Below are 13379 nucleotides of genomic sequence, written 5' to 3' on the forward strand. Positions count from 1 at the left end.
TCTTCCCGGTTGGCATTCGCCGTTATCAGGATTACCCTCAACTTAGCGGTGTTACCTGTTGTCGGGGTACACCTTCTTCAAGTGTTGATTTACACGAGAGAACGCTATGGAATTAAAGGATTATTACGCCATTATGGGCGTGAAACCGACAGACGATCTCAAGACAATCAAGACCGCCTATCGTCGACTCGCCCGTAAATATCATCCTGATGTCAGCAAAGAGACTGACGCTGAGGCCCGGTTTAAAGAGGTTGCTGAAGCCTGGGAAGTCCTGAGTGATGAACAGCGACGTGCCGAGTACGACCAGCTGTGGCAGCATCGCAACGACCCACAGTTCAACCGTCAATTCCAGCAAGGTGAGGGGCAAAGCTACAGCGCCGAAGATTTCGACGATATCTTCTCCTCCATTTTTGGTCAGCATGCACACCAGCCGCGCCAGCGTCATGCCAGCCGCGGACACGATATTGAAATTGAAGTTGCGGTGTTCCTGGAAGAAACGCTTACTGAGCATAGCCGCACGATCAGTTACAACCTGCCGGTCTACAACGCATTCGGCATGGTAGAACGTGAAATTCCCAAAACGCTGAATGTGAAAATTCCGGCTGGCGTCGGCAACGGTCAGCGTATCCGTCTTAAAGGCCAGGGCACCCCAGGTGAAAACGGTGGGCCGAACGGTGACTTGTGGCTGGTAATTCATATTGCACCGCATCCGCTGTTCGACATCGTTAATCAGGATCTTGAAGTGGTGGTTCCTCTGGCACCATGGGAAGCCGCATTGGGCGCGAAAGTAACGGTTCCTACGCTAAAAGAGAGCATCCTGCTGACCATTCCAGCGGGTAGCCAGGCCGGGCAGCGGTTACGCATTAAGGGCAAGGGCCTGGTAAGTAAAAAACACACTGGCGATTTGTATGCAGTGATCAAAATCGTCATGCCGCCAAAACCAGACGACACCAGCGCCGCCCTGTGGCAGCAACTGGCGGATGCACAAAAGTCCTTTGATCCGCGCAAAGAGTGGGGGAAAGCATAATGGCTAACGTCACCGTCACCTTTACTATTACCGAATTTTGTCTGTACACCGGGGTATCAGAAGAGGAGCTGCATGAGATTGTCGGCTTAGGAGTGATAGAACCCCATGAAGACGAAACGTTCGACGATCATGCGCTAACCATAATGCGTCGCGCGGTGCGCCTGCGTCAGGAACTGGAGCTTGACTGGCCAGGAATAGCCGTTGCGTTGACGTTGCTGGAAGAGAACGTTCAACTGCGGCAGGAAAATCGCCTCCTGCGCCAGCGGTTGTCTCGTTTTATCAGTCATCCTTAAATTCTCAGGGCCGGCATGGGGCTGGCCCTTTTATTGTCCGAAACCTGCTCTTAATGACATTAAGCAGTAGATAGCATACAGTCAGTGATAAGAATTTTCGCAAACACTAAGACGTTGAGTCATGCAGCTTAAGCCCCTCACAAAAGGTCGTTTTCACAATATCTGGCAGCAGGATGATGCCTTAATTGAGAAGATATTCCAGGAGCTACTCTCTGAAACGCAGATTATCCACGAAGATGAGTATCTCTATCACCAGGGACAGGTAGTCGATCGACTTATCATGGTGCAATCAGGGAGAATTTCCCTGCGTTACAGTGCGGAAAATGGTCGCCGTTTTCAGCTTGGCGCAATGGAATGCGATGAGCAACTGTTTGGTGAAATGGAGTTTTTTACCGGGTATCGCTGCCAGCTCGATATCGTGGCCGAAGAGCCGCTGACCGTGGCGGTGTGTAGCTGCGAACGTCTGGAAGAAGCGCTGAACCAACATCCCAGACTGGCGATATTTTTTGCCAGTGCGATGGCGATTGATTATCAGGATATGCTGGAAATCTTCCTGCACCGGATGCTCTACCCTATCGTTCATAACGTGGCGTATGACCTGTATCGCCAGCATCAGAACAAACAACCGATGGATGGTTTCCATAAAAAATATCAGGAAGCAGAACGATTCGGTACCACCGATCGGGTCTATCGGCGGGCGGTTAAAGCCCTGACGGATGCCGGGTTGGTAACGCGCACGAAACAAGGACTGGAAATTAAGGATCTGGATGGGCTACGAAAATTCCTCGGCAATGACATCATTGACTGACACACCATCCCCGCAAAGAGGGTAAGTGTGTCAGTTCAGCACAATCAGAATTTATAGCTGAGGTTGAAATAGTGACCGAGTCCGGTGGTGCGCCCTGCTCCACCGTGATTTTCCATCAATGCCATGTTACGGAAATACTTAAGGCCATAACCTACCGCATAATGCTCTGAATGCCAGTAGATGCCGTTATACCATTCAATCGCGTTATTGCTGTATAACGGTTGATTAGCAATCTTGTTAGCGGCGAACTGATAGTCAAAGTAACCCTGATAATTCAGGTAGCTGCCGTTGGCAAAGGTATAGAACGGCGTCGACCAGTTGGTCGAGAACATATAGCCATCCCACTTGCCTTCATTATCCGCACCGTAGTTTTCTCGCACATAATGCGCATAGATGTTCATTCCCACAAGGCCAAACCACGGAACCTTAACATCCGTGCCCAGACCGACATAATGCTCAAATAACTCCCGGTCGCCAATGTTATTTACCGTTGCGATATAGAATTCGTTAAACGGCCCAACGGATAAATCCTTATTAAAAAGAGCATCCAGGGAAAACCGTGGGGATATCTTGGCGAAGAAGTTATCGCCGCCGTGGCGGTCATCCTGCTTGCGGTCCAAAATATCGAAGAAATCGACATAACCATACAGATCGATAATTCCGGAACGTGCCCCAAACTCCAGTTCCAGATAAGTGTCATTACGAATACCATATGGCACTTTCGCATCCACACTTTGCATTAAGTTCATCTGCATCCAGTTAAAATCATTTTTTCGGATGTTGCCATCGGTATAATCAGCAGCAAGCGCTTGCGTACAGCTCATAGCAACGACTGCGCCCAGAACAGCTTTTTTAATCATTAATTTATTCTTCAGCATTTTCAATTCCTTTGAGCAAGGTTGAGTGTCGCCCCACCAAATAAATGGTGTGGCGACTGACTATCTAATTAGAGAGGTAAGAGTTATTACTGCACTTTGTTACGTTTAAGTCTTAATGTACCTATCAACATGATAAAGATAATTAAATATAATACTGGTATTGCGTACATGATTTTCTGCAATCCCATTGTTTTTTCCATTAACGCACTGATCGCTGGACTAAACATGGCCCCGGCGCTACCGCTAATTAAAATATAAGAAACGTTCTGACTACTTGCGCGCTTCACAAATGAAACTCCATAGGCGATAAAGGAGTTATACAGCGCCGCACAAACAAATCCGTAACTATATGCCAGATAATCAAGTCCGGAGATATTTTCTTTCGATACAATAATTGTAGTAATTACGCAAGCGAGCAATATAATACTCAACAGGAAATAATGTATCCTTACACGAGAAACAATGACAGTTGATACTAGCGCCCCAACCAACGCCGCTCCCCAGTATTGCGTAATAATATTGCCAGCTTCTTCAAAAGGAATGCCAAATTTGTTCTTCACAAATAATGGTGCCCAGGTCAGGAAGGTATACAACGCCAACATACCTAAGAACAGACCAATTCCTCCGCTGATAATCCCTGGGTTCCACTCAGATTTCACCGCGTCTGTCCGATCCTCCGCAGGTGCGGTTTCACAGGCAGTAAAACGAGTGAGCGCCACAACACCTAACGTAAGTAAGGCCACCATGCCAACGCTCAGATAGCTGTAACTCCATGACATATTGTGCGTCAGGGCGAAGGTGGTGATCAGCGGGAAAACCACGCCTGCGACGTTAAAGGTGGCGTCTTGCACCACCAGCATCGTACTTTGAATGCGATCCTGCCACACCGAAACGACAATCGTTCCCGCCACGCACAGACCAATCCCACCGCAGAATCCCACCAGAGTCATGGCGACCATCACCGGCCATAAGCCAGGGCTTAAGTGCATTGCCAGAGCGCAAAGGAACACTATCGAATAGATAATAAACGTCATTCGCTTGACGCCAATTTTTTCTATCAGGAAAAAGGCAGCAATGGTCCCAGCTAACGCCCCACCGTTAAGCAGCGAAAATATCGAAGCAACGGTATTCACATCAGCACTGTAACGTACCGCAATCGGTTCAATCAGCATTCCAAACTGACTGGCAAACCCCGCCATAATAAAATTTGCCAGAAAACTAATCAGTGTAAGCGCTATTTTATTCTTCATATAATGACATCCCTGATTGGTTCAATTAAAAGCCTATGCTAAGCCGTAACGGCTGTATTTAGCGCCAGCTCAATCATATTTTTAAAGGTTAATTGTCGTTCCTCTGCCGTGGTTTCTTCGCCTGTCAGGCAATGATCGGACACCGTTAAAATAGCCAGTGCTTCAATATTAAATTGGTGTGCTAAGGCATATAAGCCGGCCACTTCCATATCCACACCCAGTACACCAAACTTTTCCAGTGCCGGAATGAGGTTTTCGTCAGGATCGTAATAGAGATCGCCACTAAAAATATTGCCGACTTTAATGTCAATCCCGGCCTTCTGCGCCAGCATCCACGCTTGTTGTAGTAATGGGAAGTGAGCGGATGTCGCCATCGTGTAGCCCGCGCTACGTTTTAAATTTGTTACAGAGTCCGTTCCGGCAGCAAGAGCCAGGATAATGTCGCGCATTTTTACATGCTGTTGTGTTGCCCCCAGGCTACCAACGCGAATAATTCTCTTCACATCAAAATCATGTACCAACTCATGGGCGTATAGCGTCATAGACGGAATACCCATGCCGTGTCCCATCACCGAAACAGGTTGCCCAAAATAAAGACCGGTATAGCCCAGCATATTGCGCACGTTGGTAACTTCGCGGTAATCCATAAGATAATTTTCGGCAATAAATTTAGCGCGCAGCGGATCGCCCGGCATAATCACGGTTGGCGCAAAATCACCCGCTTTAGCATTAATATGTGCAGTCATAACAATTCCTGAATTATGAGTATTGGAGATATGCAGGGATTGTAACCAGACGTTTGAAGAGGATTGAGGACAAAAGTCCTGCTCAGAGGATCGGCCTCTCATTTCTGAGAGTTAGATGCGGGGGGTTGCACAGGGAGCTTGTTTTCCCCTCCTGCGCATAAGCAGAGCATTTTATCCGATATGCCACTCACCTCATTTTTACGAAAAGTAAATGCGAAAAGTGATCTTCCTGGCCGGATAGATGAAAGCTACAACGCAAAACAAAATTCTGTACGTACAAAACGGGGAGTCCATAGATGTAGAAAGTGGGCTCAGAAATTTTCTTCTTTCTGCAGACTTCCCCGATGCAAGACTGATTCTAACTCGTAATCATCAATGCCGCTCAATGCGGTGATTGCTGGAAATTTAGCTACCTTACCGTCACTGCCAATCTTTTTCTCAGAAGAACACATAATCAGAAAAAAGTGTCGTGGTATTGGGTACAACTTTTTCTCATCTTTGTGATTATCAACTTGCTATTTATTGCCGAATGATGATGCTAAATTTTTTTCATACAGTTCCTTCCAGACTTTTATATACGACTCAGTCATTTTCCCAAGAGTAAACTCAGAGCGGTTGACGCTATTTCGAAAAGTATTCTCAGCTTGATCGCTACGCAGTTTTTTCACATTTGATAAATAGCCTATAATCTTATTCTGTATCGCGGAAACCGTTGGTTCACAGCTATATTCAGATTTCATATAGCTATCCATACCTAACCCTGGTGTAGCGATAAGCGCGCAGTTTGATAGTAATGCTTCCAGCCCCACTATTCCGTAGCTTTCTTGTATACTTGGGAAAACGACAATATCAGTTTCAGCCAGCGCTTGTTTTTTATCTTCTCCCTGAACGAATGTCAGTCCTTTAAACCCCTCATTTACCAGATAATCAGGGATTTTTTCAGGGCCATAGACTCTTGCTTCCACGCGATTTCGATATGACGAAGGTAATGTGTTGATAGCATCGCGAAAAACATAAAAGTTTTTAACAATATCAGTAAAACGTCCAAAAAAGCTAATGACAATCTTCCCTTCAGGATGATGTATTTTCTTTGTCGGGTAGTGAGTGAAGTCAACGCCGATAGGAAAGATATTGGGTGTAATACTATCAGCGGATACAAAATCAATAACTGAACGATGAGCCCAATTACTATGCAATATGAGAGCACCACTTTGCCTGACGGCGATTCGTTGTTCCCAATAATTCTGCATACCTTTTTGCGTCCGGGTTAGATAATGCTGCATGCCTATATAGCTTGAATGCAGAGTGAACTGAACACGTTCCAATTCGAAATAGAACGGAAGCAATGGAGTATTCTCGTGTACAGAGATAACATCTGGATTGAATTCCTTCAAAATTGGAGCGATTTTCTGTGATGTACTCCATGCTACGTTTAATACAAGAGACTCAAACGATGAATCAAAAGGTAAAGCAGGCTCAACTATTACCTCATAGTCAGCCAATTGGGATGGTCGTGTTTTTTGGTTATTCAGATATAAAACTTTAAAAGGATAGTTGCGACGTTTTAACTCCGCCCAAAACTCTTGATTAAAGAAGCTAAGGCCACTGAAAAATATATCAGGAGCTTCAGTTGTAACAATTAAAACCCGAGGTTGCATAGTTGTTCCTGTTGTACAATCTGAGATGCATGTAGCAATATCAATAGGTTAATCATGAAATCAGTCAACTATAACAAGCTTGACTGATTTCCTTTGTGGTCAGAAACGGTATTTAAGGCTCAACATAGCCTGGGTGTCGCTGTAACCATTATCTCCCAGCTGTTGTGCCACATTGCCCCACAAATCCACGTTTTTGGACAGTTGTCCTTCGACCCCCACCTTCAATTCAGCAATGTTTTTAGTTCCATCAATATTGTTATAGTCGTTATTGACAGTTACACCAAAAGCTCGGGTGTTATGGATCCAGTTCGTTTCAACAAACGGCTGGAATTGGCGATCTTTCCCGTTATCAATCGTGTTGTGACCATTGATATAAGCCCGGACACCAACTCTGCTCTGAATATTACCATCGCCTTCAAATGAGATTCGCGAACCGTTGCGCTCTGTGTGCTCGTCAGCTCTGACATTCATCCACACAAGCTGAATTTTGGGCTGAAGAAAGTATTTATCACCATTACTGTATCTTTCTCCTAGCTTGTAAGTATAGCCCGCTTCAAGTGAGGCAGTGATCCCACGGGATTTGTATTTTTCCGTTGCGAGTTGCTCACCTTTAACCTCGTTATCAAACCAGTTATAAAGTGCCCATGTATCAATATAGCTACCTGTTTTATCCTTATTATTGGCATACCACGTACCGTAAAGACCCACACTGTACCCTTCAACGGAGCCGCTGGATGTATATTCAGAGTATTCAGATACTGTATTGCTATTTTGTCTCGCATATCCCGACATCAGGCCGAGATGCCAGCGATCCAGGCCATCGCTACTCCATTGAGCGATATCTCCCCCAATCTGAGTGACATAGCGATTCCCCTGATTTTTCAACTGCTGGCTGTTGTCACTGGCTCGGTTGTGTCCACCAGTTTGGCGTAACCACAAACTGGTTACTTTGTCCTCTCCTGTCAGGATATCTGTATATTGAGTCTCCCCTGAGCGGTCGTGTAGACGTAGCAAAAAGAGAGTATTTGTTGCCATATGATTAAACATATAACTGCCAGGTTCGGGCCTGTTAATAGGGGTAAGTGGTACTGGGTCAGTAGTTGGCGGTACTGGGTCAGTAATAGGTGGTACTGGGTCCGTAGTCGGCGGTATTATTGCAGGAAGTTGCGATCGCAAGTACCAATCTCCATTTTGGTCGTTCACACCATTTTTATGCAGATAGTACTCGTATGCACCACCGACAATACGGCCTTGCTGTACAAATTCACCTAATGAGGCCCCCTGGACTTCAATAACCTTGATGCCTTCAACTGTCTGAGCACCTTTCCCGCCAATATTATTAACCGATAGATAGGTTTGACCTGATGTCGAGCCATTAATAATCACTCTGTCTGACGGAGAGTCGTCGCTTCCAAGATGAGTATCAAGTTCAATTACACCTTGATCGCCAATGTAATCACCTCCAATTATGAACCGATCGCCTGCAACACCGTTGGCCAATGTCAATCGACCCTGGTTTTTAAATGTATTCAGATTTTGAAAGAGTGCATCGTTAGGGGTTCCATCACTGTTGGCCGCCAGTATAATTTGTCCACGATTGATTAACTCTGTTGTTCCACCACCAAAGTCACTTGTTGCCACAGGTGCAATGGTATCCCTGATGCCATCACGATCAGAATCTGACCACTCTCTAACATTCCAGACACCAGTCACTTCATTAATGAAGGTATCTTTTCCGCTAGTCAGTTGAATAACACCATTCAGACTTCCTGCATTCGTGATGTTTGTCTCCGCGCCCGTATAATGACGCGATACAAATTCACCATAATCATTATAACCATAATGTTCATAACCATCAGCGCTAATAGCAATGTCTGATAGAGCCCCCAATGTTGCACCTGCATCAATAATAATATTAGAGGTAGCGCCACCGATAATTTTCAGACCAGCCCCTTCAGCTCCCCCCTCAACGACGCTACCAGCCTGAAGTTTAACGTCAAAAATATTTTCTGGGTCGTGAATGACATATCCCCCGCTGCTATAATTATAAACGGGGCCTGTATCTTGTAGTCGTACTGCATCGCCAACCTGAGAACGAATAATACCGGAGGTTGTAACGCGGGATTCGAGAGCCTTAATATAAACAGCCGCAGTATCCTTGCTGGCGCTTTTATTGATAATCTGACTATCTACGTTCTGATGTACAACCCCCAAACCTAAGAGCATACCAGAAGCCCCCGCCATATAAATACCCGAATGTTGTGTCTCTCGAATATTATTCTCGGCAAAGATCATAGAGCCAGAAGGCCCTACAATTGGTTCTTGTGGTGCAGAACCATCAATATCGGTGGCTCTACCAGTATATATATTCCCTGAAACATTAATTTCAATTTGCTCTGCATTTACATATGGCTCTCCATGAGAGTCATATGACGCCAAAGGAAACCCTAAAGCCATAATGCCTGTAACATCTGACGTAATTGTTTTCCCATCTTCCAGATTAATAACTGTTTTGTAAGTAATGTTATCGGCATGGTAAGACTCAAAATGATAAGCAGGGGCAAGGTTATCACTTTTAAGAATATCATTGTTAATATTAATATTCCGCCAGTCATCGACTAATGAACAGGTTACTCCAGGAACAGGAGCCACTGGTGAGATATAGTCACATGCTCCTGCAGCATAGGCCGGACTAACAAAAAGAGTAATCAAACTGGCAAGCAGTTTTTTATTAAATATTACTGAGTTAATGTTGCGCATACGTGAAATGTTCATATGTTCAGTCATCTCCCGGAAGGAATTAAATGTTGTAAAAATGTAACTCTTAAAATTCACCATCTGATGAATAAAAGGTTTCTATATTTCGGATATATGAATTGCCTGCATCCTGTCTCATGGCGCTATTCTTAAAAAAATGCCAGGTTAGTTTTTATATCAATGAGTTATGTCTTCGATTATTGTTTATAATAACGTTATTAAATATCCCTATTTTATTTTTGTTATTATCTTTTATTGTTATTGTCTTATATATAAGAAAACACCCATTTGTTCTGGGCGCTTTCTTATATAACGGTCTAACCTTATAAAAAAATTATATTTTTTGAAGCATCGGATGAGTGTAACTGGAGCGCCTGAAGCTAAATTTACATTACGTGAGAAGGATCACAGAGCACGTTGGCGGTAACAGATGAACCCGTGGTTGGTATTGAGCTTGTCTCATCACAGTAATAATTATTGTCACCTTATAGTTCAGTATGTTGGATAGTGAACATGTAATCACAGAAAGGTTGTTATAAAAATACAAATGATAATTTTCGAGCGAATTGCTGGATAAGCTGACACCGAGTGAATGTTTCTTCCATATTATCTGAACTTAATAAAAACTCAGGAGGAGTTTAGATTGTTAATTTATGACGTGGTTAGACCATTGTAAAAGTTGTTTTCTTATAATGCATTTTCATTAATATAATAGTAGGAGTTATGATGAAATAAATAATCCTTATCCCCTCAGTTAGAAAAAATAACTTTCACTAATTTCATTTAAAATGTAATATTTATTGCGTAACGAAATTTCTATGCATCATTTAGGATTTAACACTTTTGTACTTCGCGGCTTAACAGCAAAATAGTTACACATTAGGCGCAATACGAGTTATGAGAACAATAGTTAGCCAGCCTCCCACTGGTTAACACGGTGCGATATGAATGAGTATTCGTCGCGAGATTCGAATATTGGATTTTATATCCATGATCTCTGTCGTAAACGCATTATCTCTAACTGTCACTTTTTATAGATAATGTAAACAGTGATGACATGAAAAGACCGAAGTAAAGACGATTACACAGGAACACAGATGCGTCGATTGCCGTCGTATATAACTGCTCCTCTGGCGTGGGTAAATGGAACCACACCACAAAGAATTTGCAATAGAGCATCTGCTATTAGTCAATGTTGCAACCTCTTCTAACGTAGTTAGAAGTATTTTGTTATAAATGTGTTAAATAACAATCATTATATTAAGTGGCTGGCCTGAGTGTGGGTAATCTATTAAGAATTATCTGGGTAATCAGTAGTTCTAGCGTTGTTTTTTGGTTATCCGACAACTAGCAGAACCGTTGAGGCGCTGAACCAAAGAGTTTTAATGGGCGTTACGAGATGAATACTGGAACATAGATAGGCGTCTGCTACAGAAAAAAGTCGACAACTGTCACAAAGAATATACTCATTAAAGAGCATGTTCATCATTAAATAGCATAGGTTCTGTCTGAGTTTATCCGGAGTATACAAAAGGCCTCTGATTTAGCATTACATTGATTTTAGGATAAAACCATTTTATAAAAGCCTACTGGTTCCTGGCTCAACATAGACTACATAACAAGAACTTTATACATCTCATCCTGGTGGATGAGATGATTCCTAGTTCAAATGGGTATTTTCTTATATACGCAGACTTAATCAAAATAAGATAATTACATATACAAAGTGAGGATATTAATGACATTACCGATAACTGGTGATAGGACGCATTATTTGTCAAATTTAAACATTAATTTCATCGTGTTTAGTGAAGATAATCTCCTGAAATTTGCGCTGAGTAACCTACTATCAGAAATCAGGAAGCTTCCAACTTATCAGAAGGTAAACTTTATTCTTACAGATGTCATAGACCTGAATGAGGTTTTCAGGAGCTTATTGAAAAATGAAAACAGTTCATTGATCATATTTGATTTTGATGCCGTTTTTTTTTCGGAAAAAATTAGGGTAATTGAGAAAATAGCAAAGCTTCATCGAACTGTAAAAACTGTGGCGATATGCAGTCACTGGGACTATAAGCATAATGCTTATTTTTATAATACCTTCTGCGATATTGTACTAAAAAGAAATGATCCAGTAGAGATCTACTCAAGCATTATAAATCACGAACTTAACATATTGTTAGCAAAAGAATCGAATGAAAGTTATAGAAGGAAAGAAAAGAATGCGCTTCATTACCTTTCACTTTCAAGTCGAGAGAGTGAAATCCTGAAGCTAATAATGAAAGGAAGAAGTAGCTCAGAAATTTCCGACTTACTATTTATCAGCGTAAAGACGGTATCGACGCATCGTTCTAATATTTATGCAAAATTTAACGTCAGGTCAATTAGTGAGTTATATAAGATACTTGTTGGTGAGAACCTGATTGAATAGGAGGCGTTGCAGTTAAAAATATATCGAATACAAATATTGATCATGTAGTTTCATTAAACACCTTAATAAACATACAGTTACCCATTTCAATAACGGATTTTGCTGGCTCTTTAATTAAGACATTGCATTAATGAGAGAGACGTAAAAGTGTAGTTATATATTGGCAAATAACATTGTTATATGCTTGATTCAGAAATAAGGAAAATTAAATATGAAAAGAATGACGCTAGCTCTCATTTGTACTGTTGCTATCTCGGCTTCAGCAGTGGCGGATAACACTATTCGTTTTCAGGGTGAAGTAGCCGATCAAACGTGCGTTGTTAGTATTAACGGCAATGCCTCTTCACCGCTGGTTCTTTTGCCTACGGTGCCTAAATCTGCCTTGGCTGCTTCCGGTCAGACCGCGGGCCAAACGCCTTTCGCTGTTTCTCTGAGTGGTTGTACAGCTACCACCTCTGCAACCGCGATCAAAACGGTATTTGTCGGAAATAACCTGACCAGTAATGGTCGTATGGGAAACTCCGGTAGCGCAACGAATGTTTCATTACAACTGGTTGATCCTGCAAGCCCAACTACACCGTTAGATCTGACAGGTCAAACTGGCTCTCCTGGCTTAAACCTTGCAGCTAACGCAACTTCAGCATCCTATGACTTTGCAGTTGAATACTATGCCGAAGGCGTTGCTACCGCTGGCTCAGTTCTGGGAAGCGTACAGTACGCTGTGTCTTACCAATAAGCACCAATCCCCTTCCAGTTTATGGAAGGGGTATTTATACACGAGAAATTATAATGCCAAGAAAAATCCTCAACGCGCTATTGTGGGCTGCATTAGTTTTAACAGTAACCACGCCAGCAATGGCTAGTGTGGTAATGCTCAACACCAGGGTCATTTATCCAGGGGATGCTCAATCTGAAACCTTACAATTTACTAATAATGATAACATTCCCTATATAATGCAAATCTGGTCAGATAAAAATAATCCAGCATCTACCCCAGATAATGCCGATGGCCCTTTTATGGCGGTGCCCGCTTTATTTCGTATTGAACCCAGAACAGGTCAATCGGTGCGCCTTTTTTTTACTGGAAAGAATCTACCTCAAGATCGCGAATCTGTTTTTTATCTTAACTTTGTGCAAATTCCACCGAAGAATATGGCCAAAGCACAAAACCAAATGGTCGTCGTTCTGAGAAACAGAAATAAAATATTTTACAGACCAAAAACGATCATTGGCAGTGTTGATGACGTGGTGAATCAGATTCATTTTTCCGTTAAAGAAGAACGTGGAAATGTACAGCTTACCGTGATTAATGATTCAGGTTATTATGCCTCTTTCATTAGTGCAGACGTTATTGCTGGTACACAGAAAATTGCTTTTCCTGCCAGTATGGTTGCTCCCAAAACTCAAATGCTTTGGGTCGCTAAAAATAGCCGGCTTTCTTCAAAACCGTTGAAAGTTAAATTTACTTTGGTGAATGACTACGGTGGTCATACGAGTGCTGAAGCTCCACTCAAAAACTAACTTTTCAACT

General features: G+C 42.8%; 11 protein-coding genes. 6 read left to right on the forward strand and 5 right to left on the reverse strand.

Annotation, left to right across the window (positions count from 1 at the left end; all coding sequences use genetic code 11):
* Positions 1 to 106 precede the first annotated feature (106 nt).
* The 3 genes from cbpA (at position 107) to NMD08_RS16515 (ending at position 2128) form a co-directional block, all read left to right on the forward strand.
* Positions 107 to 1027 carry a curved DNA-binding protein gene (cbpA, locus tag NMD08_RS16505; RefSeq protein ID WP_151217976.1) on the forward strand — a complete coding sequence of 307 codons (921 nt, stop codon included), beginning with the start codon at positions 107 to 109 and terminating at the stop codon, positions 1025 to 1027.
* Positions 1027 to 1320: a chaperone modulator CbpM gene (cbpM, locus tag NMD08_RS16510; RefSeq protein WP_151217975.1), complete on the forward strand. Its 294-nt coding sequence runs from the start codon at positions 1027 to 1029 to the stop codon at positions 1318 to 1320. The genes cbpA and cbpM overlap by 1 nt, the downstream gene beginning before the upstream one ends.
* A gap of 121 nt (positions 1321 to 1441) precedes the next feature.
* A complete protein-coding gene (locus NMD08_RS16515; protein WP_151217974.1) occupies positions 1442 to 2128 on the forward strand; it encodes a Crp/Fnr family transcriptional regulator in 687 nt (228 codons plus the stop codon).
* 44 nt (positions 2129 to 2172) lie between these two features.
* Here NMD08_RS16515 and NMD08_RS16520 read toward each other — a convergent pair whose 3' ends face one another.
* From NMD08_RS16520 to NMD08_RS16540, 5 genes are all read right to left on the reverse strand, one after another.
* On the reverse strand, positions 2173 to 3006 hold the full coding sequence (locus NMD08_RS16520; protein ID WP_151217973.1) for an outer membrane protein OmpK: 834 nt from the start codon (positions 3004 to 3006) through the stop codon (positions 2173 to 2175).
* Positions 3007 to 3092: 86 nt separating this feature from the next.
* The gene (gene tsgA / locus NMD08_RS16525; RefSeq protein ID WP_151225181.1) at positions 3093 to 4256 is read right to left on the reverse strand and encodes an MFS transporter TsgA; all 1164 of its coding nucleotides are present in this window, start codon (positions 4254 to 4256) and stop codon (positions 3093 to 3095) included.
* Positions 4257 to 4294: 38 nt separating this feature from the next.
* Positions 4295 to 5002, reverse strand: a complete 708-nt coding sequence (gene deoD, locus NMD08_RS16530; protein ID WP_151217971.1) for a purine-nucleoside phosphorylase — start codon at positions 5000 to 5002, stop codon at positions 4295 to 4297.
* A 515-nt stretch (positions 5003 to 5517) separates the two neighbouring features.
* Complete coding sequence (locus NMD08_RS16535) at positions 5518 to 6660, reverse strand: glycosyltransferase family 4 protein (RefSeq protein WP_151217970.1); 1143 nt, start codon at positions 6658 to 6660, stop codon at positions 5518 to 5520.
* A 99-nt stretch (positions 6661 to 6759) separates the two neighbouring features.
* Positions 6760 to 9435, reverse strand: coding sequence for an autotransporter outer membrane beta-barrel domain-containing protein (locus NMD08_RS16540; protein WP_370618590.1), 2676 nt, complete (start codon positions 9433 to 9435; stop codon positions 6760 to 6762).
* Between the two features lie 1720 nt (positions 9436 to 11155).
* Here NMD08_RS16540 and NMD08_RS16545 point away from each other — a divergent pair.
* The 3 genes from NMD08_RS16545 (at position 11156) to NMD08_RS16555 (ending at position 13369) form a co-directional block, all read left to right on the forward strand.
* The gene (locus NMD08_RS16545; protein WP_151217968.1) at positions 11156 to 11848 is read left to right on the forward strand and encodes a response regulator transcription factor; all 693 of its coding nucleotides are present in this window, start codon (positions 11156 to 11158) and stop codon (positions 11846 to 11848) included.
* A gap of 211 nt (positions 11849 to 12059) precedes the next feature.
* Positions 12060 to 12584 carry a fimbrial protein gene (locus NMD08_RS16550; protein WP_151217967.1) on the forward strand — a complete coding sequence of 175 codons (525 nt, stop codon included), beginning with the start codon at positions 12060 to 12062 and terminating at the stop codon, positions 12582 to 12584.
* 53 nt (positions 12585 to 12637) lie between these two features.
* Entirely contained in the window at positions 12638 to 13369 is a 732-nt protein-coding gene (locus NMD08_RS16555; protein ID WP_261990774.1) for a molecular chaperone, read from the forward strand.
* The last annotated feature ends 10 nt before the right edge of the window (positions 13370 to 13379 follow it).

This window comes from Citrobacter meridianamericanus (genome assembly GCF_041320245.1).
In the GTDB taxonomy this organism is placed as follows: domain Bacteria; phylum Pseudomonadota; class Gammaproteobacteria; order Enterobacterales; family Enterobacteriaceae; genus Citrobacter; species Citrobacter meridianamericanus.